Raw genomic sequence first — 24,976 nt, 5'->3', positions numbered from 1 at the left:
GACTGCGCACGCCACAGCTGACCGAAATAACGCGGCTGTACCCGCGAACGAGCCCGATGCTCACGTCGATCGTCTCACCCTTTCAACGAGGAGAAGACGACATGTGCAATTGCTCAGAGCATGAATCGAGTGGCAGCCTTTCCAAGATGACCGCGGCATCGGTCGAGCCCGCGATGAAGCCGCAAGTCCCCCTGTCGCGCCAAATCAGCTTCAGCGACGAGGAGTCCGGCGATCAGCCGGCCTCGACCGATCTGCAGCCGTTTCCGCCGTTCAGGCTGTGCAGGCTCGACTTCCGCGAAGGCTGCTACCAGATCAACTTCAGGCCGACCGCGGGCTTCGTGACCTTTGAAGGCACGCTGCGCGTCGATCGCTCGGCACCCGACGGCGGCGCCGACCATCTGATCGTCAGCGGCGATCTCTACTCGCGCCGGCCGGTGATCGGTCCGATCCCGCCGGTGGGGCCCGTGGTGCCGGTGGGCGACGCGGACGAAGATGAAGCGGCGGCGGGCTCGGGATTGACGAGCCTGGCCGGTTCGCTCAGTGCGCTCGATGACCCCCTGATTCCGTTTCCGATCCGCAGGCCGCGGATCCCCATCTTCCCCCGCGCGCGCTATCATTCCTATCTCAGGGTGACCAGCGCGTCCGCGCCTGTCGCGGTCCCGCCGCCGAAGAAGTGCGAGCTGACGATCACAGCCGAGCAGTTCAATTACACGCAGCCGCCGGCCGGCCAGTTCAAAGGCACGTTCCCGGCTTCGCCGTCGCGCACCGTGACGATGAAGCTTTCAAAGGTGCCGGCGCCGTTTCCGTTCTCCCTGACCGGCGGCCCGTTCTACCAGGGCCGGCTGTTCGAGGGCGGCGTGGACAAGGGCAGCATCACGCTCGCCTGGGTGTCGAAGTTCTTCCGCCGCGCCACGCTGGAGATCGACACGCTGGTCGGAGCCGTCCGGCCCGCGCCGGTGCCTGACGGTGCCGGTGGCACCGAGTTCTTCGACACGGTCTTTGCGAAGACCGGCTGGCAGCTGTCGGTGGTGCAGGACCAGCTCAACGTTCCGGTGCCATCAGGCGTGGTGGCGACCAATTGCTGGAGCTCAGCGGATCTGCATGCGCTGATGACGACCGTACGCAATCCCGCGACGAATCTGGACACCGAATGGCGCGTGCACATGATCGTGGTGCCCGCAAAACTCGGGTGCTCGCGCGGCATCATGTACGACCAGATCGGCGTACCCCGCGAAGGCTGCGCCAGCTTCTCCGATGACGGCTATCCCGTCTCGGACTCCTCGAACTTCGGTCTCGCCGCCAACAAGAAGCAGCGCGACGTGCCGCGTGCGTTCCTGCGCAGCGCGACCCACGAGCTGACGCATACGCTGAACCAGATCCACCAGGAGCAGGAGACGGCGGCCGACAACTCGATCATGACCACGACGCCGAGCGTGGCGGACGTGCTCGGCGGTCCCGCGACCGGCGCACCCGGCGTGTTCCCGGACCAGATCGCGCTCGCGCACAACACCAACGTCCGTCATCACCTCAACCACATGCCGGATCCGGTCATTCGTCCGGGCGGATGGCCGTTCGCAAGCTGGTTCCCGACCGGTGCGCCGCAAGCCGCCGACCGGCACGATTTCGAACCTTCCGAGCTGGCGCTGACGGTGACGGCCACGACCGACCGCGTCGCGCTCGGCCAGCCGCTGGATCTGACCTGGACGATGACGAACACGAGCGGCGTGTCGCTGCGCGCGCCGAACGACGTCAGCACCGAGGCCCTGTTCGCATCGATCACCGTCACCGACGGCGAGGGGCACGAGCGTCCGGTCAGGCCCTTCGTGATCCTGTGCGAGCACGCGAAGCTGAGCGAGCTCGAGCCCGGCAAGAGCGTCACGGCTTCGGCGAAAGTGTTCTGGAGCACGGCGGGCTTCGCCTTCGAGAAGCCGGGTCGCTACCGCGTCGACGTCGCGGTGTCGTGGTCGGCGCAGGGCGTGATGGTGGGCGTGCAGTCGGGGATCGACGTGTTCGTCGACTATCCGACCAGCGCGAGCGACAACCATTCGGCCAATCTCGTGCTGCATCCCGAGGTCGGCAAATGGGTGGCGCTCGGCGGCGATGCCTATCACCTCGGTGAAGCGTGCCGGCGATTGCAGGCGCTCAGCCAGACCGCAGGGCCGTCAGGTGCGCGCGCTGCAACGGCTGCGGCCGGCGACGATACGACCGCGCCGCGCGCGATCGACGGTTTTGCCGACATGCTGCCCGATCGCGCCAAGCTCGCCAGGTTACGTCCCGAACTGTCCACTGAGACCGGCGGCCGTACGCCACGCGGACCGGCGCGAGCAGCCGCCCCAGGCCGCAAACGCGCGGCGAAGGCAAAGGGGCGCGCTGGGCGAAAGCGGTAACGGTTTCGCCAGAGTCCGGTGAAGACCATCGGTGTCATGGGCGAGCGCACCTGCGACCGTGTCGTCGCAGGTGCGCCGTCACCTTCGCCGACCGCGACGCGAAAGCGCGACTCTTTGGCCACGGGAAAGGAAAACGAAAACGTGGAAAGGGTATCGCTGCAACGAAACGGTGGCGGCCGGCCGCATGATTGATCAAGTCCCGGCAGACAGAGCGCCGGACATGATCCCAGGTGATGACCCCATGGACTCGCATCCCCATATTCCAGCGCCAGTCGCAATTTGGCTTGAGCGATGGCGTCTGGTTCCGGACGGGGCACTGCTGACCACCCATTCCAGCTGGGTCCTGCCGGTCCGGCATGAGGGCCGGCCTGCAATGCTCAAGGTTGCCCGTATTCCCGATGAGGGGGCGGGCTATCGTCTTCTGACCTGGTGGGACGGTCAGGGCGCGGCCAGGGTCTTTGCCTCGAGTGCGGACGCTCTGCTGATGGAACGGGCCTCGGGAGCCGGTGATCTCGCGCAGATGGCCTGGTCGGGCCGGGACGACGAGGCATGCCGGATCCTCTGCGACACGGCGGCTCGGCTGCACGCAACGCGGTCCGGCCCGCTTCCCGACCTGCATCCGCTGGAGGACTGGTTTCAGCCGCTCTTCCAGCTCGCCCCGGACCACGCGGCACTCGCGCCCGCCGCCGACATCGCCCGCCAACTCCTGGCCGCGCCACACGCCATCGGTCCGCTGCACGGCGACCTGCACCACGAGAATGTGCTCGACTTCGGTGAGCGCGGATGGCTGGCGATCGACCCGCATGGGCTGATCGGCGAACGAACATTCGACTATGCCAACATCTTCACGAACCCTGACCTCAGCGATCCGAGCCGGCCGCTTGCGATCCTGCCGGGTCGACTGGAGGCCCGGCTGGATACCGTGGTCGCCGTGACGGGCCTTCAGCCCGAGCGGCTGCTTCGCTGGATCGTTGCGTGGACGGGGTTGTCGGCAGCCTGGTTCATTGGCGACGGCGACGAGCAGGGCGCTGCCATCGACCTGACCATCAATACAATAGCTCGCCGCCTGCTCGCTTAGCCTCGGCGCGCGAGTGCTCGCTCATGACGCGGACCCGCGCGAGCGGCCGCGCCAGGGCGCAAGCTTCACAGACGAATGACAGCAGTGTGAAATTCTCCATCGCTGCCGCGCTGTTTCGTCCGCGCTCAGTTTCAGCATGATGTGATCTCGCTTTAAGCGTGTATTGTTGTAGACTATCGCGCAGGGGCTGGCTCGCGTCCAATATCGGTTGTTCGAAGCTCCCGACCGTCGATCTACGACCAGCAGGGAGCAAATCATGGCCTGGCCTACGCTTGCCGAACTCGTCTCGAACTTCGCGCCGATCCTTCATCTCGACAAGGACGAGGTCAATCTGCCCTCGTCGACCGACTGGTACATCGGCCAGGTCGGCTACCAGGCCGCCGGCGGCATCTATTCCGGTCCCGGTCAGTGGAATTGGGGGACGGTCGAGCAGAGCAGCCCCGACGACTATCTGGTCGCGCCGCAGGCCATCTGGGCCTCGCTCATGAAGGGCTATCTCCCCAGCGCCACCAGCTATGTTCACGTCCTGCCGGTCGACGACCGCACCGACATGGTCGATCTCCAGTACTGGCTGTTCTATCCCTATAACGGGCAGGAGACCTTCGAGGTCACCGGCTGGACCGGCACCACCGGTCAGGCGCTGATGCCGCTCTCGATCCATTGGGGCGACTGGGAATGCGTCACGGTGCGCGTCAATATCGACCAGCAGGTCGTCGGCGTGTTCTTCTCGCAGCATTCGGGCGGACAATGGTGCTCGCCGAACGACGGCTTCCTGTCGCTGAGCGGCACGCACCCGAACGTCTATGTCGCGAGCGGGTCGCATGCCAACTATCCGGCCGCCAGCAACAGCACCTACGAGATCGGCGGCGTCGATGTGTGGGATGTGCGCTTCGCGGTGGCCGACTACGCGCGCGGCGGCGGTCCGACCGTCAATCTGTTCGCGCCCAATCCGCCGGTCGTGATCCAGAACGATGCGCAGGCGATCCTTCCCACGCCCGTCACCTCGCCACCCTGGCTCGCCTTCAGGGGACGCTGGGGACAGCCGATCGAGCCCACGCTGACCGACGCGGAGATAGGCTCATTGGTCGCCGCCGCCGCCAGCGGCATGCAACTGAACGTGCTGGTCGAGGACGCCGTGCAGTACGTGGCAGGCTCGACCACGCTGCAGGCCTGGCTCTCGGAAGTGATCCTGCCGATCGCGAAGGGCGACCTGACCGGCCCAACGGGACCATCGCAGAAGGGCTCCTGGGCCGTCACGCCGACCTTCCTGCCGTTCGGCACCGACGCGCCGATCGCTTCGAGCGTCAGTCTCGTTCCGGTGGCGCTCGCGACGATGCCGGGATCGCAAATCCTCTGCATCGGAATGGGGAGTCCCTTGCCGCCGGCGATGCGTGCGTGGAGCCTCAATCAGGGTAAATGGTCCAGTGCGAAGTCGCCTACCATGAGCCCGTTCGGCGGACTGGCCGCCTGCGCGACGCCCTCGGGCGGACTGGCGCTGCTCGGTCTGGGCAAGACCAGCCTTCTCGCCTTCATCTCGTCCTCTGGGGCGTCCGGAGGGCCGTGGAGCGCAGCGGGGCTCTGGCCCGCACCGCCGGCCACGACCGGGGCCAGCATCGGCCAGCTCAACGGCGTCTGGTATATTGCCTGGGGCGGCGCCGACGGCAGCATCCAGTATCTCAGCACGACCGACTGGGTGCATTTCGGGTCTCCGCAAAGCGTGATGATTCCCAGCGTCGACGGCCCGGTGCCTGCGACGATCGCGGGCGGTGCGCTGGTGGCGCCTGCGGTGGAGAGCTGCGGGGGCGCGCTGGTGATCGTGGCGCCGATCGCCGGGCTCGAAAAGGGGATGCCGACGGTGCTCGGCGCCTATGTGTCGTCCGACGGTTCGAACTGGACCGGCCCCAATCTGCTGCCGAGCATGTCGCTCTGTTCGAACACCAGCGGCGCGCTCGCCGGAGGGCCGAACGGGACGCTCTATTGCTTCTATGCCGACGGCAACAAGAAGGTGCGTTACTCGGTCACCAGCGACGGCGCGGACTGGAGCGATTCAGGCACGATCGCTGGCGCGTTCACCCAGCGGACGCCTAGCGTGGTCCCCTGGCAGGGCGGCTTTCTCGTCGTGCATCCCGGCAAGTCGTCACCGACGGTGTACTGGAACAGCGCGACCTTCGAGTAAGGCGCGATGCGCTGTCGGATGCAGGCGTCGATGTTGACGACGTCGATCGGCGTGTGATTGACCAAGCAGGGGCAGGCGGCGAAGGGGCGCCGCCGCCCCGATCACTGCACGGCACCTCGGCGCAAACGCCGGATGTGGATCATGCCATCCCATGATACGCCATCCGCACCGCTGCTTCCGGAGTTCGTGTTCATGTCCGCCGCAACTGCCCCGAACCAACAGCCCGCAACTTCCACCGAGACCGATGCCGAAGCGCTCGGCTGGATGAAGGGCTTCCCGCCAGCGCCCGACCGCACGATCACCTTCCAGAACGGCTCGTTCCGCAATTTCCCCGAATTGCGCTGGGCCTGGAGCAACGTCCGCCAGCTGGTGCCGACCGTGAATGTCTGGCGCGGGGCAGGGCCCGCGTCCGTGTTGCCGCGGGAAGACCACGACATCGGCGCGGTCGCCTCGACCACCATGGACGGCCGGCCCATGACGTTCGCGAAGATGCTGGAGGAGACTTATACCGACGGCATCGCCGTGCTGCATCGGGGCAAGCTGATCTATGAGCGCTATTTCGGCGCGCTGAAGCCGCACAAGCCGCATATCGCGATGTCGGTGACGAAGTCGTTCACGGGAGTGCTGGCCGGCATTCTCGTCACCGAGGGCAAGGTCGATCCGCAGGCACAGGTCACGGATTATGTGCCGGAGCTGAAAGCCAGCGCGTTCGGCGATGCGCGCGTGCACGAGGTCATGGATATGACCACGGGGCTCGAATACACCGAAGTCTATACCGACAAGAACTCCCACGTGTGGGGCTTGCGGCGTGCCAACGGCATGGCGCCGATTCCGCCTGACTATAGCGGCCCGACCAATATCTTCGATTTCCTCGTCGCGCAGAAGAAGCAGGGTGAGCACGGCAAGGCCTTTGCCTACAAGACCGTCAACACCGATGTGCTCGCCTGGATCTGCCGGCGTGCCAGCGGCATGACATTGTCCGACCTTCTCTCCGAGCGCATCTGGACGCCGATGGGGGCGGAGGAGGACGCGCATTATCACGTCGATCGCATCGGCACCGAGAGCGGCGGTGGCGGCCTCTCGACCACGTTGCGCGATCTCGCCCGCTTCGGCGAGACCATGCGCAATCACGGCCGCTTCAACGGCCGCCAGATCGTGCCGTCGTCCGTCGTCGAGGACATCGCGCACGGCGGCGATCCCGAGAAGTTCAAGCCGGCCGGCTACACCACGCTGCCCGGCGCGTCCTATCGCAATCAATGGTGGGTCACACACAACGCCCACGGCGCCTATATGGCGCGCGGCGTTCACGGCCAGGGCATCTATGTCGATCCCAAGGCCGAGATGGTGATCGCGCGCTACGCGTCGCACCCCGTAGCGGGCAACGCCGCCAACGACCCCGTGACGCTGCCGGCCTATATGGCGCTGGCAAAGGAGCTGATGGCCGGCGGGTAGGGCGAGGCGGGGGCTGATGGCGTAGGGTGGATTAGCCGAAGGCGTAATCCACCATCTGTCATCGAGCCGCGTTGAAGATGGCGGATTACGCTTCGCTAATCCGCCCTACGGGGCCGACGAATTCGCGACAACTTCCAAACCGCAAGATCGGTCGAGCAAATGATCGCCGTCAGCGGCTATCTGGAGCCGCCACGGAGGAGGGACGATGAAGGCGGCGCTGCAAAACTATCAGAACCGGATGCGGCGGGTGCTGGACCATATCGACCGGCATCTCGACAGCGATCTGGACCTGGAAACGCTGAGCAGCGTTGCGGCCTTCTCGAAATTTCATTTCCACCGGCAGTTTACGGCGACCTTCGGGTTGTCAGTGCATCGCTATGTCCAGCTGGCCCGTATGAAGCGCGCTTCCTACATGCTGGCCTACAGTGACGCCCTTGGTGTCACTGACATCGCGATGGACGCCGGTTACGATGCACCGGACGCCTTTGCCCGCGCCTTTCGGCAACGGTTCGGGCAATCACCGTCGTCGTTCCGCAATTCTCCCGACTGGGAGCCGTGGCTTGTGGCCTTCGGGCCTCTCGACAACGCGAGGAGCAAGCTCATGAAGACTTTTACCACCGACGACGTGACGATACGCGATGTGCCCTCCACGAGGGTGGCGATCATGGAGCATCGGGGCGACCCGGCGACGCTCGGCGACACCATCCGGCGGTTCATCGCGTGGCGCAAGGCAGCCGGCCTGCACCCCAGGACAAGTCCGACCTTCAATGTCTGGCGGTCCGAACGGCGTCCTTCCTCGCCCGCCACTTACAGCACGGACCTCTGTGTCGGGACCGACCAGCCGATCGAGGCGAATGGCGAAGAGATCAAGGCCGGCGAGATCCCCGGCGGACGCTGCGCGGTGCTGCGGGTCGTCGGCTACACCGACAATCTGGAGCCCGCCGCGCTCTACCTTTATCGCGACTGGCTTCCGGCCAGCGGCGAGGAAGCACGCGACTTCCCGATCTATTGCCAGCGGCTGAGTTTCTTCCCGGAGGTGCCGGAGCACGAGACGGTTGCGGACGTGTTCCTGCCGCTGAAATAGCGCCCTCCGACGGCGGACGAACTGGCATCAATCAATATCGCGCGCTCCATGCGTCGTACGGTCTGCCCGGAGCGCCAGCCACAGCGGCACGGTCTCACTAATATAAGAGTTGACTTATATTAGTGAAGGCCGATATTCGCCATTGCGCGAAACGATACGGAGGGATGCAATGGAAATCGACGTCGCCAGGGTCTTGGGGCTTGTCACGCGTTCGGTGAAGAATTTCGAGAAGGATGGAAAAGCAGCCAGCACGGTGACGCTGACGCGGCTTTACGAGACCAGTGTCGACGATCTCTGGGACGCAGTGACCAGCCGGCAACGCATTCCGCGCTGGTTCCTGCCGGTCGAGGGAGACCTCCAGCTGGGCGGAAGGTACCAGCTGAAGGGGAACGCGGGCGGCACCATTACGGCATGTGCGCCGCCGACGCATTTTGCAGCGACGTGGGAATTCGGCGGCGGGATAAGCTGGATCGACGTCAAGCTGGCGGCAGAACGAGATCAGGCGCGTCTGACGCTGGAGCACACCGCAATTATCGAGGACCATTGGAATCAGTTCGGTCCTGGTGCGGTGGGTATCGGCTGGGATCTCGCCATCGCGGGATTGGAGCGATATGTTGCGACCGGCGCATCGGTCGACCACGAGACGGCCGAGGCCTGGATGGGCTCTCCTGCCGGCAAGGAATTCATGACGACGAGCGGTGAATATTGGTGCAAGGCGCATGTCGCAAGCGGGGTCGATCCTGATACGGCGAAGCAGCGCTCCGACCGCACCATCGCCTTCTACCGCGGCGAGATGCCGCCTGACGTTGCACATCCGGGCACAGGAAGCTGATGCACGTCTTCGAGGTCCTCGCCGATCCCGTGCGCCGTCGTATCCTCGAGCTGCTCGCCCCGGGGGAGATGGCGTCCGGTGAGGTCGTTGAAGCGATCGGGGCCGAGTTCGGGATCACGCAGGCGGCCGTGTCGCAGCATCTCAAGGTGCTGCGCGAGAGCGGCTTTGCGACGGTTCGGGCGGAGGCGCAAAGACGACTCTATTCGGTCGACGGCGCGGGGCTTCGGTCGGTGGATGCCTGGATCGGTCAGTTCAGGAATTTCTGGGAGCCGAAGCTGGACGCGCTGGCGACGGAGATCGCGCGCGGCAAACGGGAGCGCCGTCACGCGCCGATGACCAAACGGAGCGGGAAGAGGGCGTGAGCTCCATTGGTAGGATGGGTAGAGCGCAGCGAATCCCATCAATACCGCGCGTTGAACCCGATGGGTTTCGCTGCGCTCTACCCATTCCACACGCTCATCTTCCCAGCGCCATCGCGATGCGCGAGGCCAGAAGCTTGACCATGAGACCGGGCGGATAGCTTCGATAGCTCGGCACATCGTCCGACAGCACGACGCCCTCCGGTTTGAACTTCGTGCAGATCCGGGCCTGCAGGGGAGGGAGTTCGCCGTGAAATCGCGCCCGGTAGGCCGAGACCCAGTGCGGACCGCGATCGAAATTGACGAACATTGCCGAATTGCAGCAGGTCGCGACAACCCTGTTGGTCGGCGAAATGTCCTTGAGCTTATGAGGCTTCAGGAGCTCGGCCCCCTTGGAGCATGCGAAGCGGTCCTTGCGATAAAGCACATAGGCCGTGCCGCCGCCGGGATCGCGGACGGCAGGCGCGTTCGGCAGCGCCTCGAGCTGCGCCGCACCCTTCTGGCAGTCGTCGCAATAGCAGGCGGCGCTGACAATCGGCTTGCCGAGCGCTTTGACTTCGACGCTGCCGCAGGCGCACGACGCGATCATGACGGGGGAGTGGGTCATCTGCCTGCAATCACCATGGGTTGTTCTCGCCGTTGCGGAACTCTGGCGTTACGCGGAAGCCGGTACGCGCAGGTTCCTCGCATCATACGGCAAAGCACGCAAGCGAAAGCGGTGACTTCGCTTTGCTGCGGTGTCTCCCTCACCCCCGCGACATCTTCTCGAACTGCTCGATCAACCGTTCCGCGCTTTCGATATCAGCGCGTTTTCGTCCCGCGCGCTCGCTTGTCATCAACGTGAACGCGCGTTTTGCCGGCAGCAACCTGACGGCCCTTCACGTGGTCGATGAAGGCTCTCAGCTTCGGCATCGTTTGATGGCGGCTCGGATAATAGAGAAACACGCCCGGCGCCATTGGCGCGAAGGACTTCAGGACCTGTACGAGCCTTCCCGTCTTCACCTGGCTGGCGGCGATCGGCGCGGGCACTTGCGCAAGTCCCATGCCTTCCACGGCGGCGCCAAGCATGGTGGGAAAGTCGTGGGCAATCAGCGGCCCCGAGACGATCGCTTCGACTGTCTTGTTGCCATCGACAAGAGACCAGGGCGCGATCGATCCGTTGCTGCGGCGAATGCGCAGGCATGCGTGCCGACGCAGGTCGTCGATACGCTCGGGTCGCCTGTGCCGGCTTAGATAGTCGGGGCTGCCGACGACCACGAACGGGAAGGGGGGCGTCAGCCGGACCGCGACCATGTCGGTGGCGATGAACTGGCCCATCCGGACGCCGGCATCAAACCCCTTGGCCGCGAGGTCGACCAATTCCTCGCCGGCGGCGATCTCCACTTCGACCTCGGGATAGGCCTGGCAGAAGGATGCGATCAGCGGCTCCAGCAGGATCGGTACCACGGCGCGCGGCACGGTGAGGCGCAACAGTCCAGTCGGCCGCTGCCCAAGATCGCGCGCAACCTCGCTTGCGGCGACGAGCTCCTCGAAAGCGGGCTTTGCGCGCGAGAGGAACCGCGCGCCGGCCTCGGTCAGGCCGACACTGCGTGTCGTGCGTATGAACAAGGCTGCGCCGACACGCCCCTCGAGCGCACGGACCGCCTGGCTGATGGCCGATGGCGTGACGCCGAGCTCCGCGGCTGCGCGGCGGAAACTGCGATACTGGGCGACACGCAGGAACGCTTCCACGCCATCGAGCGCGCCTTGTCTGACTGTGAAGTTCTGCTTCATAGCCCATCAACATTATCCCGAATAGTCGCTCGCGCCAATCGATCGTATGTCTCGCTCGCAGATCGGAACCATCGCTGATGGCGGACATCTGCGACGTCAGCGCGATCTCAGAGAACAAAGGGGACCGCCGTGCTCCGGGAAACGAGACCGATGAAAGTCATCCGTAAATTTGTCGTCATGCTCACCCTAACCCTGATGGGAGCGACTTCCATGACCGATCCATCCGTTGCCCAAACACAAGCCATCTCGCAAGCCATGTCGCCCGCGACCACCGGGGTGATGGTCATCCTGACCGTGAAGGCGGGCGTCACGCGCGAGCAGGTCATGGCCGTCATGCCCGCTGAAATCCAGCAGACGGTGCAGCTCTATCTCAATGGGAAAATTCGCGAGTGGTATTCGCGTGGCGATGGGCGCGGAGCGATCTTCCTCGTCGATGCCGGGGATGTCGCCGGGGCGCAGGCGATCATGGAGGATCTCCCATTGGCCAGGCAAGATCTGATGGACCACGAGTATATCGCAATCGGTCCGCTTTTGCCGCTCCGCCTGCTCATGGCCAATCCCGAGCGCCGGCAATAAGGGCGAGATCCGGATGGAGGACTGCCGATGACCACCGACGCTGCTCCCTCTGCGATCGTCCCGCCGCTTCGAGCCTGGCATAGCCTGCTTTGGACCGTCCCATTCACGGCACTGTGGACCTGTTGATCCATGCGCTAGTCGCGATCTGATCGGAGACCAAAATGACGACAGAAACGCTCTTCCAGATACATCTTGTCCTCGGTTATGTCGCGTGGCTGCTCTGCTTCGGCACGTATGTCTGGCCCTGGCTCAGGTCGATGGACGGGCGCGACGCGCACCGTGCCATCGCCACTCTGCACAGCTTCCGCTTCTTCGGGCTCGTCTTCATCCTTCCCGGCATCGTGAGCCCGGACCTGCCGGCTGGCTTCGCGGTGTTCGCCGCCTGGGGCGACTTCGCGACCGGGGTGCTGGCCATGCTGGCGCTTCTCACGGTGAGGATACGCACGCTCTTCTGGCTGTTCGTCGTCGCCTTCAATCTCGCGGGCACGGTCGATCTCGTCGTCGACTACTATGATGCCATCCAGGTCGGCCTTCCCGCGCATGCGGAGTGGCTTGGCTCAACCTACGCGATCCCGATCATCTACGTGCCGCTGCTGATGATCACGCACGTCTCCGCATTCTATTTTCTGGTACGCCCGCGAGTCGGCGCCGATGCGGTGGCACTGGCCGGCGCGGGCTGAGACGAACCGCTAAAGTAGTAGTTCCCTCCGACAGAGGCCTCGCCCTCCCTACCAATCGGCGGCTGCCTCGAGCAGCCGTTGGCGCATGAAGGCAACGCGCGGCCGTTTGCGTTCCGGTCGGCGTATGAACGGTGAGGATTGAGCCGATCAGGTCACGCAACGGCCGGGCTGCAGAAGCCTTGCGACTTCCGTGAGCGCGCTGACCACGGGCTCGCAGGCAAGTGTCGGCTTACGGCTCTGATTTCGCAGCAGCGTCGGCGGCTTGGTGGTGCGGGCCTGCGCAGACGGAATACGCAGCAAGACCGAGGTATCGGCGAGATCGTTCAAGCGCAGCGAAACCGTTTTCGTCGGCACTGCGAAAGGCTTGCGGTCGGCAAGACGATCTGCCTTGCCGGCGCGATTGACGATGTGGCTTGACTGTTCGGAGACCGCCTGCCAGCGGTTTACGAGGTCGTGACCTGAAGCGTACTGCACTGCACCGAGCGTCAACGCGGTCGCGACAGCGCCTAGAAGAGCTTTGCGAATCTGTGACATGGCTTCGCTCCTCGCCCCATGGCGATTGTCGATCCTTACGCAGCGCCCCCCGGCCCATCGCTTCCCATGGTTGCTTTCTAATGGCCGGCGGTTTCACCATGCCTTCGTGAACGCCGGAAAATGGTTTCATCCCGACAGGTTTTGTTTCGTCGCATTGAAGGAGGTCTTGGTTTCCGCCTGCGCACAGCGGCTACGTCCGCGTTGGGTCACAAGCCGACATCTGAGCAAAGACCACAAAGCGTCCGCCAGGGGCCCACAAGCGGAAATGAACGCTGCTCAAGAACAGAATTTCCGATGGGGAAGTCGAAGGCTCAAAACGTTGCAACGCATCGGCGTCGTTGGGGTGGGTGACACCGATCTCATCTCTGTCTGATTTGCCGCTCCAAGCGCAGCGTATGCTCACGCAGGGAATCGTAAATCGGCGCATTACCCAGCAGCATGGGCAGCAGCATCGCCATGAAGCAAGCTCCCAGCATCGGCAGCAGCATCGTCACGTTACCGGTCATTTCAGCGACGAGAACGATGCCGGTCACCGGCGCGCGCACAACGCCGGTGAAGAGAGCGGCCATGCCCACCAAAGCAAATGCTTCCGGCTGGATAGAGAGCGCCGGGAATGCAAGACGGCAAGCCGCCCCGAACAGCAACCCAGACTGGGCTCCCAGCACGAGCAAGGGTGCGAACAGGCCGCCGGGCGTGCCGGCAGCGTATGAGAGAGCGCCGAGTCCGAATCGGATCAGGAACGCGCCCCCCAGGATCCCCACACTCTCGTGGCCGATCAGCGCCCGCTGCGTGATCTGATCTCCGCCACCGACCAGTTCGGGCGCGAACCAGGCCAACATGCCGACGCTTGCGCCAATCAATCCGGCGCGGAGCTCGATCGGTAGTCCTCCAAATCGGTCGCGAAACGCGATGGTCGCGAGCAGGGTACGATTGTATGCGACGGCCAGCAGGCCCGCGATACCACCGAGAGCAAGGAAGAGCGGGGCGGACTCAGCGCTGGGATAGCTCAGCGGCGCGACCTGGAAGTCGGGCGCGTCGCCGAGAAGCAGCCTTGCGACCGGGATCGCCGTCGCCAGCGCTGCAAGGGCGGCGACGGCAACACGGTGTTCGAACCTCTGCACCAGTTCCTCCAGCACGAACACGAGCCCGGCAATCGGCGCATTGAAGGCCGTTGCAAGGCCGGCGCCGGCGCCGGCCGCCAGAAGCACTCGCGAGTCCGCCCAACACAACCGGCAGACGCGCGCAGCGAAAACCGCGATACCGGCGCCCATCTGGACGGTCGGCCCCTCACGGCCCAGCGCCAGCCCGGAGCCGATCGCCAGTATTCCGCCGAAGAATTTCACTGGCACCAGGCGAAACGGAGCCGGCGGGATCTCTTCGCGCAGAACAGCTTCGACATGCGGAATGCCGCTGCCCGAAGCGTGTGGCGAGAATTGCCGTACCATCCACGCGGCAACCAGGGTCGCGACACCGCACGCGCCGACGACAGTCAAGAACCCCCAGATTGCGTGGCCATGGGCCCAGGCGATCATCGCATCGCGCAGACGATCGGCATGCGCGAGCAAAAGCCGGAAGATCGCCCCAACACATCCAGTCGCCGCTCCTATGATGAGAGCCATCGCCGCGAGCCCCAACAGGCTGCGACGTTCGTCTGCGACTTGCCGGTCGTCGTCAGGGTTATGGTCCACGGCTGGTCGATGATCCCGAGGCCTTCGCAAGGGCTAATCTTTGCCAAAATCACTGGCGAATGTCCCGGAAAAGAATGCTTCCAACTTGACCGAACAACTGCCTCTCCGAGGGACCTCACCGCACGTCCCAACGAAAAGGTGCGCCGAACCAAGGCCCCGCTTTGGGTCACAGGCTGACTTCGACAACCTGCTTGACCTGGTTCGCTTATCTCCTGAAAGCAGACATTGCAGCCCTCTGAGCAGAGGTCAGCCACGGGCCAAAAACAGACAACTGAAACAGCCGCGACCTGATCAGCCGCAGATGCGCACGCGGCGCTCGCGCCAGCCATGCCCGTCCCAGAAGCGCTGGGTTATCCAGTGGCAGGGCGGGATCGGCTCTCCAACCGGGGCATCGACATAGCCCGACCAGTACGGATAGCCGCCGGGTCCGGGATAAGTGCGCGGATACGGATTGCCGCCGGGGCCGTAATCATAGCGCGGACCAGCATAAGCGGGCGAGGCTGCTGAAACGACCAAAGTCGCGACGGCAGCGAGAGCCAACAACGTCTTCCTCATGGTGATACCTTTCCAACGCTGCGAAGGCTGCAAGACGATCGCCGAGCAATGCAGCGTCAGCGTCGACAAGCTGAAATGTCAAGGAGAGTGATCTCAGCAAGGCTATTGTCTGGCGACCTCCTCGGATGTCGCCTTCGGGTCAAAATGCGAAGAACACAGAGTGAGCAAAGTCAGTCCGCTCTACCCCACCAAGCGGACCTCAATGAAAGGTGTCGTCACTTCGCTGATGGGCCAAAAGGCGACGTTGGCTCCCGCCGGGCAAGCACTCGATGCGCGACGGCGAGCCGCTCGTGAAAGCCGACCCGCCGTATGCCGCTTGATGCAGCCCGTCAGCCAATGGCTTCACGGGACGTCGCGATATTACCCACCGCTCCCCTTGATATTCGGCAGGTTTTTCATGTCGAGCATCGGGACCGGGTTTTCCGGGCGCTGCAGATCCGGTCTCCAATCGTTCGAGGCTCCGCCCGGCTTACGCTTGATGCTTGGATAGTCGGCAATCGATTTGTTGAACTCCATCACGACGGGGAAGATTAGTGCCAAGACCCAGCCGTTGTCCTGTCCGGTGTACTTGCCCGGCGACTGCAATGGCATACGTGCCGACATCGCGCCGTTGAAAACCATGTCGTATTTCTCGAATGGGTCCATCGTCAGATTGTAGACCGAGCCAATCGCGCCGAGATTTTGCTCCGGACCGAGCCAAGTGTCCTTGGCCGTCCAGAGATACTTCCACGCGATGCTGAGATCGGGGTTGGTTGGATCACCGCCGACATCCGCCCGCGCTCCCATGAAGCTTTCGCCGTCGATGTAAATCCACGACCTTCGTGCCGAGTGCTTCGCGCGGCCGAGGATGTACTCGCTGTTGTCGATGCTGTCGAAGTAGATTGGCCTGCCATTATCGTCGGTCCATGCGCCGTGCGGCGGCGGGCTCAGGCCGACCATCTTGGCGAGCGTTGCCCAGCAGTCGATATGGGACATCATTTCATGGTAATTTGCACCGGCGGGAATGTGTTCGGGCCACCACATTAACCCGGGTACGCGCCAGCCTCCTTCAAATGCTGAACCCTTTTCGCCGCGGAAAGGCGTGGTGCCCGCATCAGGATAAGCATCCTGCCACGCCCCGTTGTCTGCCGTTACGATCACAATCGTATTCGGCGCTTCGGCACGGATCGCGTCCATGACCCGGCCGATGTCGTCATCGAGTTCTATCACCGAGTCCGAGTAATCGCCCAACCGCGACTTCCCGGCGAATTTTGATGATGCGTTGGTCGGGTTGTGCATCTTCATGAAATTGACGTCCATGAAGAATGGCTTGGCGTCCTTGGCGTGCTTCTTGATGTAATCGATTGCGTAATCAGCCTGCCGGACGTCAAAGTTGGCGAGGTAATCGTACGTAATGTACTCGCCTCTCTTCGCCGGTTGTCCAGCAACTCCCTCCCACTCGTACATGTTTACGACATCAAAATAGGCTTTCGCGATCTCTGGGTTGTACGAGGGAAACCATGGATGAAACCACTTGGACGTATCGGCATAGGTGTAGACGCCCGGATAGTATGCGGCGAACGCCTTCATCTCGTCGAACCCGTGCTCGATCGGATAGGACTCCGGCTTATCACCGAGATGCCATTTGCCAGAAAAGTAGGTGGAGTAGCCGTTCTTTTGAAAAAATTCGGCTATGGTCGGCGTCTCCTTTTTGAGCGCATTCTCATCGCCGGGAGCGACCACGATGGAGAGAGCCGAACGGATCGGAATACGTCCGGTTATAAACGAGGCGCGGCCTGCCGTGCAGCTTGCTTGCCCGTACCAGTTCGTGAACGTCGCGCCTTCCTTAGCGATCCGGTCGATGTTTGGTGTTGGATGGCCGAGCGCGGCGCCACCCCCGCTATAGGCGCCGAAATCGTTCCATCCAGTGTCATCCGTCATTAGCATGACGACATTTGGCCGCTTCTGCTGCTGTGCGGTCGCTTGAGGTACCGCAACCAACATCGCGCCGAACAGTGCGAACATGCCGTGCGCAACACTCTTTCGGATACTCATGACTGCTTCCTCCGATTTCAAAGGTCGGTCACTTGTGCCAAACGAATGGATATGTCGCAGTCGTGCTTTTTAGCTCTGCGCCACAGCGTGTTCAATGTGCGATTGTTTGATTTAGATCAAGACACCGATTGTGACGGGTCTATGCCGCTTGCTAGGCGTCGCTCCACGATGTCCGCTGCGGGTCAAAAAGCGACGGTTTGGCGATGTCCGCGCTACTTCCGCTTTACCCCCGAAAACCGACATTCATCGTGAGGGGCGGCATGTCTCAAAGGGGCCAATCGCAGACATTCTGCCTGCTCATTCGAACACTTCGTCGGCGGTCAGGAGAGAGTCTCGACCAGCCGCCAAACCAAGCGCCTTGGCCGCTTTAAGGTTTACAACCAGCTCGAACTTGGTTGGCTGCTGTATCGGCAACTCGGCCGGCGTTGCGCCTTTGAGTATTCGGTCCAGATAGATAGCGGTCGCGCGTGACAGGTCAGGCAGGTTGACTCCGTAAGAGACAAGGCCACCGAGCTCCACGCCCTCTCTGGCGGCGTAGATCGTCGGGAGGCGGTTCTTCTCGGCAAAGGGTACAATCCGAGAGTACTGGCTGTACAGCATCGGACTAGGAAACACGACGAGACCATCCGCTCGCGCTTTGGCCAACTCCGCAAACGCGCTTTCGAGATCGGCGGGGCTATCCGCCGGCACAAGTTGAAGGCTTGCTCCGAGAGATCGGGCGGCGCTCTCAATCTCGTTCAGCATCCCCTTCATTGTGCGCTCACCGTATGCGCGAGGGTGCCACAAAACGACAACGTGAGAGAGACCGGGAACGATCTCCTTAAGCAGTTGAAGCCGTTTGGACACCAACTCCGGGCCGAGAAATGCCGTCCCGGTGACATTGCCGCCCGGCCGCGCCAGGCTGGAAGCGAGTTCGTCGTCGACGGGATCTGCCATGCCTATGCCGACAATCGGAATGGTGGAAGTCGCTTTCTTGGCTGCGCGGACGGCCGGGGTAGCCAAAGCAACAATTGCGTCGACGCGGTGCGTCACGAATTCCTGCGCGTACTCGTTGAGCTTGTCCTCATCGCCGTCTGCGAATTTACGGTAAAACGCGACATTCTTTCCTTCAGTATAGCCGAGCACACGCAATGCCGGCACAAACGCATCGAGAGTCTTTAGACTTGCGTCGGACTTGTCACCGCGGCCGAGTGAAAGCACACCGATCTGATGAAGCTTGGTCGATTGCTGAGCATGACCTGCGAACGGCCACGTTGCAGCCATACCCCCAACAACCGTGATGAACTTGCGCCGTTTCATGCGGCCCTCAGCCAAGCCGAACTATCGTACAGACAAAAGGTGGCGCCTTGGAAGTGTAATCAGGCCGGTGAAAGTCTGCTTTGGGTCACACACGGAAGAACTCGGGCTGAGCATATCAAGTCTGCTTCACCCCCAAGGAGCGGACATCTAGCGGACATGCCGGGTCGACCGCTTGGAGCCAAAAGCCGGCGTCCAAAGGTGTATCCCAAACCGGGACTTCTTACGACGGCGTGGCCGTTCAAACGCCGCGGCCAAAGGCAGGATCGACCAGCCGACCCGGTTCCGCCGATGCCGACTGCGTCGAGACCGCCAGCGGGCTTGCAGCGACGACCGCCGTTAGGCATTTCGACAACTGGATCGTCAGCGCAGCCACCGACACGCCGGCGATCACATCAACAAAATAATGCCCCCCAACCAGCGGGGTCGCAACGAGCATTCCCGCATTCAAGATCAGGAGGGCGGGACGCAGCCACCAGATGCTCCACAAACTCCAGATGCTAAGAAGCGCCGTCGCAGCGTGAAAGCTCGGGAAGGTGAGGATGCCGCCGAGTTCCGTGAGCTTGAGTGCTCGCAGCGTGCCATCGCGTAGCATCGGTATGTCGCGCGCCTGTCCTCCATATCCGTTCGCCTTGAATATCTCGGTGTCGGAGGGGAGCCCAAACTCGAAATAGGTGCCGATCGCCGGAAACAGGGTGGAGACAGCAATCACCACGCACAACGCCAAAATTGCCGCCATCACGAACTGCTGCAGACGGATATATTGCCCCGTCAGCCCCAGTATGACCGGTACGCCGAAGGCTGGCACGAGGATCATTGCGTAAAAGAACTTGGCGTAGAGCAGCAATTCCGGATTGGCCATCGCAAAATGGAAATATGCAGGCCAATCCAGGCCGAGCAATCGGTCGAGCTCGGCGAATCTTGAGTCCTGCAGCGGCATCCCGGCGCTCAAGCCGATATACGACAGCGGCGCCGCGCAGATCACGCCAGATCCCATCTGCGCAAATGCAAGCATCGTGAATGCCGGTCGCTCGCCCCAACTCCGCCGCATGAGCCACAACCCGGTAGCCGCCAGCGCTGGCGCTGTGACGACCTCCGTCGTTACCAGACCTTCCAGCGTGAAGGTTGTTACAGCCAGTCCGAGGCAAAGTGACATCGCACATCCAGCTACAAGGCTCCAATTGATCAATTGCAACCTGTTTGCAATCCGTCGCTCCATGTGACCGACCAAGTGCGACTCCTCTTTGGAAGCACAATAGCCACAACGACCTACAATCTGAGGGCGTGCCAAGGCGTGTACCCAATCTGTTACACACGCTTTTATTGTTAATGTATTAATGGTTGTAATGCTATTTGCGCTATCGCAATTCCACGGGTGACTGCAAATGGCTCTGGAGTCTTATGGGGGGGCGTCACATTCAAAGCAGGACAGCTTAACGCAAGACGAACTTGTTTCTCTGCGCCTGTTCCAGCTGAATTGGGCGCTCATCTTCCTCGTTCTGGTCAGTCTTTGTCTTGGCCTTTTGCTAACCAGTTTCCGTGTCGAGTGGAGCAGCTACCTCGCCATGCTCGGAATGGCCGGGCTCTACGGTATCATCGGTCATCTCAATGAGCGATCCGCGGCCAGAAACGCGAACATCTACGCCACGCTCATAACGCTGGCGCAGTTCATTTCAATGCTCGTGCTGCTCATTTCTCTCGGTTACGTCGCGGCTGCAGCGAATTTGCCCATGCAGGAAAAAAATCTGCTGGCGCTCGACCGTATGCTTGGATTCGATTTCAGGGCCTACCTCGGCCTCGTGAACGACCAACTGCCGCTGCGCTGGGCTTTCACGCAAACATACGGTTCCATCCATCGGCAGCTTCTTATCCTGATGTTTATCCTGCCGCTGTTCGGTCATCACCGACGTGCAGCAGAGTTCGCGTTTGGCTTCGCCATCGCGCTGATTGCGACAACCATCATCTCCACGCTGGTGCCGGCGATTGGCGCTTATCACGCGGTCGGAATCGTGCCGGCCGACCATCCCAATATCGAACCAGTCGTCTACTACGGGACCCTGAAAGAACTTCCGCTCGTGCGCGACGGCACCACCAGACTGCTCAACGCCTATTCTCTAGGTTCTATCCTGACGTTTCCGAGTTTTCATGCCGTTTGTGCGGTTCTTTACGCTTGGGCTCTTTGGCCGTTCCGGTGGCTGAGGATCGCCGGCCTTTTGTGGAATGTCGTCATGATCGCGGCTACGCCGATCGGTGGTGGGCACTTCTTCGCTGATGTCTGGGCTGGATTGGTCGTTGCCCTCGGATCAATTTACACTGTGCAACGTCTCGGAAACCATCTGGCTCAGGAAGGCCGTTGGAAAGGAGCGTCGCCTGTGTCTCAAGTGACAGAGCTTCACGTGCAATGACTGCTGTAATGGTCACCACTGGCGTGCCGGTGACAGAGTCTAACGTTGGTGACGTTTCAATAAATTTGGGGAAAGCACTAATTTTGCTGGCTGCGCTCCTACCTTCTTCGGAAGGCTCCCACAGCAGACGATGACAACAACTAGATTGGGTACGTTCGACCGCTTTGGGTCAAAATGCGAAGAACTCAGAGTGAGCAAATCCAGTCCGCTTCACCCCACTAAGCGGACCTCAACGAGGAGTGTCGTCACTTCGCTGATGGGTTATCAGCCGACGTGATTGCCTGTGAATAATCTAGGAGTCCGGGCCGCGGAGCGGCACTGGTCGAGGTATTGGGTCAATCCGGCCGCGGGAGCCGAACAACCACCCAGTCTCTGAGCGGAACGCAAACTTACCTGGCGCCGGAAACTAGATTGCCGACACAGCTTCTCGACGAAACGAATGTCGACCCAGAGGTGTGCGTGTGCGCAGTCGCAAGCTGTTCTATCTCGAGCGTTCGGCCGCCGCCGTTAGCACAGGATAGCGGGCATAGAGCGTGTCGACGCGGTCCCGCCACATCGCCACGAACGCACCCGAGGTGAGATCATCGACCGACTTCCATTCGCGTTTGACCGCAGGCAGCGTATTGCCCCAGATAGCGCGCTTGCACCATCGCTCGCCCTTTGCCGAGCCCTCCCGGGTTGCGCACATCGACTTCCAGGCAATCCGCTGCGGACGGCTGATGTGTTGGGCGGCTCCTTCCCAGCCCTGCTGGTGGATCAGGTAGAGGTCGGAAAGGGTCGGCTTTTTCTGCGTCAATATTTCGAATAGCGCAGCCTCGCTGAGAAACTTGTAGGCGGCACCTACAGCGTTGTCGCGAGGATTGAGGATGTCGCCCGATCCGTATTTGCTGAACTCAAACTTGCTCAGCTGGAACAGGCCGATATAGGAGCCGGTGCGTTGCTTGGGATTGAAATCGGATTCGATTTTGGCGACCGCCTTCATGAAGTTGACATCGACACCGAACGCTTCGGCTGCACGTTCGATCTCCTGGACGGGCGTTCCGAGCGGAACGTCGCTCAACGCCGACAAGGCGATCTTTGCGGGTTTTTCCGGCGGCGGAATTTCCGAGTAGACGTAGTATTTGAGATACGACGGTTTGCCTTCGCCCGGATTGGGCGAAGCAACGGGCGGACGGTCCTGCTGTAGCGTTGCCGAGTTCTCGGGCGACGCTGCCTCAAGGCTGGCGACCTGCACCATTGGCTCTTGCGAAGTGGTTACATCGGACGGCGGCACCGAGTCCGGCGCCGCGGCGCTGAATCCCGCCGCAACGATCGCATTAGCCGATAATCCTGTATCGAATTTCGTCTCGATGGCCGGGGCCGGAAACGCGGCGCCAGCATTTGACAGAACCGTCGTCACATTCAGCGGGATGCCGCTGAATGCATCAGCCACTCTTGCATTCGGCGTTGCGATGCTTGGGCGCGGTACCGCGATCTGACCAATCGCGACAAGCGAAGTCGCTGTCAGCGCGCCGGCAATACAGCTTGTTTGCCAAATCTTCAATGTCGCCAGCCGCGCGGCCGCGGTCCCCCCATTCACGTCCCCGACTTGGCACGCAGATTAAGGAGGTGAGGGGATGACAATGGGGCGCACCTGTGGCGCAGGTGCGGCCGGTCTCGGTCACGTCGCCAAGATTGCCTAAATTGAAAGTTGCGGTCGTGATGCGCCTCCCGCCGAGGAACAGGACGGGCGCCATATCGCGCAACCATCGCTAAACAAGGCATCTTCGTGCGTTAGCGCATCGAGACCGGCGCCCGCGCGCACACCGCTCCCAAGCATCTCGAGGCCGCGACGTCGCAAGACCCGAGGACGGTTCGCTGGGAATGGACAATCGCGATCCGCTTTATGACGCGCTAGCGTCGGTCTCAGCGGAGCTGGTCTAGCCAAGCTCAGGTCTGCCGTGACCGTTGTCTCCGCTCGGGCCGGAGCGTTGCGGCTTACCACAGCGCCTGCCGCATTCTTGCACAACAGTAAACTAGTGCGCCAATGTCTCAGTTGGGTCAATCGCGTCGGTTGGCCCGTAGCTCGAAGACTCCGGTCTACTCCCCGCTCCGGACATGTCGCAAACTGAAGCGATGGGCCATAACCGGACTCATGCGTCGCAGCAGAGTGCCGCTATTCAATCGCCTCATGGGATGGAGAGCTAATCGGGCAACCCCGCTTTCCGAAGACCCTCAATAAACAGCTTTGCGTTTGATAGTCCGGCCCGGGCGATAAGCGCCGATATTGTAAAGGCGGGATCGATCTCAAGCACACGCGCCGCCGCGTCGTGCGCCTCAGCGTCACGTCCGAGATGGGCGAAGGCGGACGCGAGCCATTGGTAAGTTGCCAAATAAAGGTTCTGACGAAGGGCTTTCTTCAATACGACGATGGCTTCGTCAAAGCGGCGAAGCTCGATAAGGGCCTGCCCAATGCCAGTAAGCGTCATGTATAGTAGCGGGTCTACTGGGCTCATGCGAACGGCACGTTCAAAGCTCCAGATCGCTTCCTCCGGCAGCCCCGCAATTCTATAGACATGGCCTCTGCAGCTCCATGTGAGCCATGAATTTGGGTTGAGCCCGACCGCCCGGTCAGCCATTTCGATCTCGGCTTCACGATCGCCGACCATGAACGCCGAGATTACGGCAGCCCTTGCTAACGTGTCCGGATCGCCATCGTCGATGCTCAATGCCAAACGAGCAAGCCGAACCGCTTCCTTGCGGTCGAACTGAGGGTCGTTGGCATAGCCCAAAAGGACGTTGAGCATGTGGCAGACACCTGCCAGAGCCGCGACAGCGCCGAACCGAGGGTCGAGCTCCAAGGCGCGGTGGAACAGTCGGATTGCCTCGGCCAACCCTTCGCGGGTCCTTAGGTAGAACTGCGGCATGGCACGGAGATAAAAATCATACGCGGTGAGGTTCTCTGGCCGCCGCCGCGTCGCCAATTCAATTTCTGTTTGAAGCATCTTTGGCTCAATGGCCGAGACAACGGCGAGCGTTACTTCGTCCTGAAGAGCAAAAACGTCGGTCAGGTCACGCTCAAACCTGTCCACCCAGATGTGCGCGCCTGTAACCGCATCGATCAACTGCCCTGTGATGCGAACTTTCCCCGACGCCTTCCGCACAGACCCCTCGAGGACATAGCGCACGCCGAGCCTTCGCCCGACCTCCTTGATATCGACCGCTCGACCCTTGAAGGTGAAGCTCGAATTGCGCGCGATCACGAACAGCGACTTGAAGCGCGACAGTGCGGTGATGATCTCCTCGACCATTCCGTCCGCAAAGTATTCCTGTTCGGGATCGCCGCTCATGTTCTCGAACGGCAGTACGGCGATGGAAGGCTTGTCCGGGTGTGGCGGGGCCGCACTCAGCCCCTCTGTCAGCGCCCCTGGCGCTCCGGCGCGGACAGCGTAGGCGCGGACCGGCTTGGAGATGTTCTTGAGCTGCTGCTCGCCACGATCCTCGAAGCCAGCGTCTAGCTTGCCCTCGACTTCGTTGTAGACCTTGTCGGAAATCAGGATACCGCCCGGATCGGCGATCCCCTCCAGCCGAACAGCAATGTTGATCCCGTCGCCGTAGAGGTCGTCGTCCTGTCCAACGATCACGTCACCAAGGTTGAGCCCGATGCGTAGCTTGAATGGACCGCTACCCTCGGCGAGATGATCCTGTATCTCAACCGCGCATCTCATGGCGGCCAGGGGACTGGCGAACTCGGCGAGTGCGCCATCACCCGTTGTCTTGATTAGACGGCCTTCGTGGCGGGAGAGGCTCGGCTCGATCAGTTCTCGCTTGAGCCGCTCGAACTCGGCATAGGTAGCTTCCTCGGCGCGTTGCATCAACGCAGAGTAGCCGACCACGTCGGCAGCCAAAATCGCCGCTAATCGCCTTTGAACCCGCTGCTCCGTCACAGCTCTCTCCGAACGGCCAGCCAAAAATTCGCTGGGGCCAGGAGGAGCCTAGCACTTTGTTGCGGACCTGTGAGCGGTAATCGCGGGAGGGCCCTGTTGCCCCGAGGTGGCATTTGCTGTTGCGGCAACTCGGAAGGTCCG

At 62.1% G+C, this 24,976-nt stretch carries 20 protein-coding genes; 10 read left to right on the top strand and 10 right to left on the bottom strand.

Annotation, left to right across the window (positions count from 1 at the left end):
• Positions 1-101: 101 nt before the first annotated feature.
• From AB7Z56_RS25990 to AB7Z56_RS25960, 7 genes are all read left to right on the top strand, one after another.
• On the top strand, positions 102-2,387 hold the full coding sequence (locus AB7Z56_RS25990; protein ID WP_441256470.1) for a hypothetical protein: 2,286 nt from the start codon (positions 102-104) through the stop codon (positions 2,385-2,387).
• 184 nt (positions 2,388-2,571) lie between these two features.
• Positions 2,572-3,465 (top strand): APH(6)-I family aminoglycoside O-phosphotransferase, encoded by an 894-nt coding sequence (locus AB7Z56_RS25985; RefSeq protein WP_441256469.1) that lies wholly within the window; start codon positions 2,572-2,574, stop codon positions 3,463-3,465.
• Positions 3,466-3,721: 256 nt separating this feature from the next.
• Positions 3,722-5,641: a Vps62-related protein gene (locus tag AB7Z56_RS25980; RefSeq protein ID WP_208071832.1), complete on the top strand. Its 1,920-nt coding sequence runs from the start codon at positions 3,722-3,724 to the stop codon at positions 5,639-5,641.
• A 192-nt stretch (positions 5,642-5,833) separates the two neighbouring features.
• Positions 5,834-7,093 (top strand): serine hydrolase domain-containing protein, encoded by a 1,260-nt coding sequence (locus tag AB7Z56_RS25975; RefSeq protein ID WP_439037333.1) that lies wholly within the window; start codon positions 5,834-5,836, stop codon positions 7,091-7,093.
• 205 nt (positions 7,094-7,298) lie between these two features.
• Positions 7,299-8,177 carry an AraC family transcriptional regulator gene (locus AB7Z56_RS25970; RefSeq protein WP_135214287.1) on the top strand — a complete coding sequence of 293 codons (879 nt, stop codon included), beginning with the start codon at positions 7,299-7,301 and terminating at the stop codon, positions 8,175-8,177.
• A gap of 169 nt (positions 8,178-8,346) precedes the next feature.
• Complete coding sequence (locus AB7Z56_RS25965) at positions 8,347-9,009, top strand: SRPBCC family protein (RefSeq protein WP_441256468.1); 663 nt, start codon at positions 8,347-8,349, stop codon at positions 9,007-9,009.
• The gene (locus AB7Z56_RS25960; RefSeq protein ID WP_135214285.1) at positions 9,009-9,371 is read left to right on the top strand and encodes an ArsR/SmtB family transcription factor; all 363 of its coding nucleotides are present in this window, start codon (positions 9,009-9,011) and stop codon (positions 9,369-9,371) included. Before AB7Z56_RS25965 ends, AB7Z56_RS25960 begins: the two co-directional genes overlap by 1 nt.
• A 94-nt stretch (positions 9,372-9,465) precedes the next feature.
• On the opposite strand, the gene AB7Z56_RS25955 is transcribed toward AB7Z56_RS25960, so the two are convergent.
• Together AB7Z56_RS25955 and AB7Z56_RS25950 are read right to left on the bottom strand one after the other, a co-directional pair.
• Positions 9,466-9,975, bottom strand: coding sequence for a GFA family protein (locus AB7Z56_RS25955; protein WP_441256467.1), 510 nt, complete (start codon positions 9,973-9,975; stop codon positions 9,466-9,468).
• 194 nt (positions 9,976-10,169) lie between these two features.
• The gene (locus AB7Z56_RS25950; protein ID WP_441256466.1) at positions 10,170-11,141 is read right to left on the bottom strand and encodes a LysR family transcriptional regulator; all 972 of its coding nucleotides are present in this window, start codon (positions 11,139-11,141) and stop codon (positions 10,170-10,172) included.
• A 150-nt stretch (positions 11,142-11,291) separates the two neighbouring features.
• On the opposite strand from AB7Z56_RS25950, the gene AB7Z56_RS25945 reads away from it, so the two are divergent.
• The gene (locus AB7Z56_RS25945; protein ID WP_205124592.1) at positions 11,292-11,717 is read left to right on the top strand and encodes a hypothetical protein; all 426 of its coding nucleotides are present in this window, start codon (positions 11,292-11,294) and stop codon (positions 11,715-11,717) included.
• Positions 11,718-11,878: 161 nt separating this feature from the next.
• Positions 11,879-12,397, top strand: a complete 519-nt coding sequence (locus AB7Z56_RS25940) for a hypothetical protein (protein ID WP_354176696.1) — start codon at positions 11,879-11,881, stop codon at positions 12,395-12,397.
• 147 nt (positions 12,398-12,544) lie between these two features.
• Here the strand turns inward: AB7Z56_RS25940 and AB7Z56_RS25935 are convergent, their stop codons facing one another.
• The 6 genes from AB7Z56_RS25935 to AB7Z56_RS25910 form a co-directional block, all read right to left on the bottom strand.
• Positions 12,545-12,931, bottom strand: coding sequence for a hypothetical protein (locus AB7Z56_RS25935; protein ID WP_354176695.1), 387 nt, complete (start codon positions 12,929-12,931; stop codon positions 12,545-12,547).
• 359 nt (positions 12,932-13,290) lie between these two features.
• Complete coding sequence (gene clcA / locus AB7Z56_RS25930; protein ID WP_084795165.1) at positions 13,291-14,619, bottom strand: H(+)/Cl(-) exchange transporter ClcA; 1,329 nt, start codon at positions 14,617-14,619, stop codon at positions 13,291-13,293.
• Positions 14,620-14,910: 291 nt separating this feature from the next.
• Positions 14,911-15,174: a hypothetical protein gene (locus AB7Z56_RS25925; protein ID WP_028157629.1), complete on the bottom strand. Its 264-nt coding sequence runs from the start codon at positions 15,172-15,174 to the stop codon at positions 14,911-14,913.
• Positions 15,175-15,534: 360 nt separating this feature from the next.
• Positions 15,535-17,208: an arylsulfatase gene (locus AB7Z56_RS25920; RefSeq protein WP_063983765.1), complete on the bottom strand. Its 1,674-nt coding sequence runs from the start codon at positions 17,206-17,208 to the stop codon at positions 15,535-15,537.
• 297 nt (positions 17,209-17,505) lie between these two features.
• Positions 17,506-18,507 carry an ABC transporter substrate-binding protein gene (locus AB7Z56_RS25915; RefSeq protein WP_071914789.1) on the bottom strand — a complete coding sequence of 334 codons (1,002 nt, stop codon included), beginning with the start codon at positions 18,505-18,507 and terminating at the stop codon, positions 17,506-17,508.
• A gap of 238 nt (positions 18,508-18,745) precedes the next feature.
• A complete protein-coding gene (locus AB7Z56_RS25910; protein WP_187387726.1) occupies positions 18,746-19,735 on the bottom strand; it encodes a phosphatase PAP2 family protein in 990 nt (329 codons plus the stop codon).
• 154 nt (positions 19,736-19,889) lie between these two features.
• Here AB7Z56_RS25910 and AB7Z56_RS25905 point away from each other — a divergent pair, with 154 nt between their 5' ends.
• The gene (locus AB7Z56_RS25905) at positions 19,890-20,909 is read left to right on the top strand and encodes a phosphatase PAP2 family protein (protein WP_063983761.1); all 1,020 of its coding nucleotides are present in this window, start codon (positions 19,890-19,892) and stop codon (positions 20,907-20,909) included.
• 481 nt (positions 20,910-21,390) lie between these two features.
• Here the strand turns inward: AB7Z56_RS25905 and AB7Z56_RS25900 are convergent, their stop codons facing one another.
• Together AB7Z56_RS25900 and AB7Z56_RS25895 are read right to left on the bottom strand one after the other, a co-directional pair.
• Complete coding sequence (locus AB7Z56_RS25900) at positions 21,391-22,341, bottom strand: transglycosylase SLT domain-containing protein (RefSeq protein WP_354122525.1); 951 nt, start codon at positions 22,339-22,341, stop codon at positions 21,391-21,393.
• 751 nt (positions 22,342-23,092) lie between these two features.
• Positions 23,093-24,835 carry an adenylate/guanylate cyclase domain-containing protein gene (locus tag AB7Z56_RS25895; protein WP_231144868.1) on the bottom strand — a complete coding sequence of 581 codons (1,743 nt, stop codon included), beginning with the start codon at positions 24,833-24,835 and terminating at the stop codon, positions 23,093-23,095.
• Positions 24,836-24,976: the final 141 nt, after the last annotated feature.

Origin of the sequence: Bradyrhizobium sp. 482_C4_N1_8 (assembly GCF_052075965.1) — a bacterium.
Lineage (GTDB): Bacteria > Pseudomonadota > Alphaproteobacteria > Rhizobiales > Xanthobacteraceae > Bradyrhizobium > Bradyrhizobium barranii.
This window is presented reverse-complemented; position numbering and strand designations above follow the sequence as displayed.

What these genes read in the sequence shown, in the direction of transcription:
- AB7Z56_RS25990 (WP_441256470.1), top strand. Translation starts at nt 102, where the DNA reads ATGTGCAATTGCTCAGAGCATGAATCGAGTGGCAGCCTTTCCAAGATG.
- AB7Z56_RS25985 (WP_441256469.1), top strand. Translation starts at nt 2,572, where the DNA reads ATGATTGATCAAGTCCCGGCAGACAGAGCGCCGGACATGATCCCAGGT.
- AB7Z56_RS25980 (WP_208071832.1), top strand. Translation starts at nt 3,722, where the DNA reads ATGGCCTGGCCTACGCTTGCCGAACTCGTCTCGAACTTCGCGCCGATC.
- AB7Z56_RS25975 (WP_439037333.1), top strand. Translation starts at nt 5,834, where the DNA reads ATGTCCGCCGCAACTGCCCCGAACCAACAGCCCGCAACTTCCACCGAG.
- AB7Z56_RS25970 (WP_135214287.1), top strand. Translation starts at nt 7,299, where the DNA reads ATGAAGGCGGCGCTGCAAAACTATCAGAACCGGATGCGGCGGGTGCTG.
- AB7Z56_RS25965 (WP_441256468.1), top strand. Translation starts at nt 8,347, where the DNA reads ATGGAAATCGACGTCGCCAGGGTCTTGGGGCTTGTCACGCGTTCGGTG.
- AB7Z56_RS25960 (WP_135214285.1), top strand. Translation starts at nt 9,009, where the DNA reads ATGCACGTCTTCGAGGTCCTCGCCGATCCCGTGCGCCGTCGTATCCTC.
- AB7Z56_RS25955 (WP_441256467.1), bottom strand. Translation starts at nt 9,975, where the DNA reads ATGACCCACTCCCCCGTCATGATCGCGTCGTGCGCCTGCGGCAGCGTC.
- AB7Z56_RS25950 (WP_441256466.1), bottom strand. Translation starts at nt 11,141, where the DNA reads ATGAAGCAGAACTTCACAGTCAGACAAGGCGCGCTCGATGGCGTGGAA.
- AB7Z56_RS25945 (WP_205124592.1), top strand. Translation starts at nt 11,292, where the DNA reads ATGAAAGTCATCCGTAAATTTGTCGTCATGCTCACCCTAACCCTGATG.
- AB7Z56_RS25940 (WP_354176696.1), top strand. Translation starts at nt 11,879, where the DNA reads ATGACGACAGAAACGCTCTTCCAGATACATCTTGTCCTCGGTTATGTC.
- AB7Z56_RS25935 (WP_354176695.1), bottom strand. Translation starts at nt 12,931, where the DNA reads ATGTCACAGATTCGCAAAGCTCTTCTAGGCGCTGTCGCGACCGCGTTG.
- AB7Z56_RS25925 (WP_028157629.1), bottom strand. Translation starts at nt 15,174, where the DNA reads ATGAGGAAGACGTTGTTGGCTCTCGCTGCCGTCGCGACTTTGGTCGTT.
- AB7Z56_RS25920 (WP_063983765.1), bottom strand. Translation starts at nt 17,208, where the DNA reads ATGAGTATCCGAAAGAGTGTTGCGCACGGCATGTTCGCACTGTTCGGC.
- AB7Z56_RS25915 (WP_071914789.1), bottom strand. Translation starts at nt 18,507, where the DNA reads ATGAAACGGCGCAAGTTCATCACGGTTGTTGGGGGTATGGCTGCAACG.
- AB7Z56_RS25905 (WP_063983761.1), top strand. Translation starts at nt 19,890, where the DNA reads ATGGCTCTGGAGTCTTATGGGGGGGCGTCACATTCAAAGCAGGACAGC.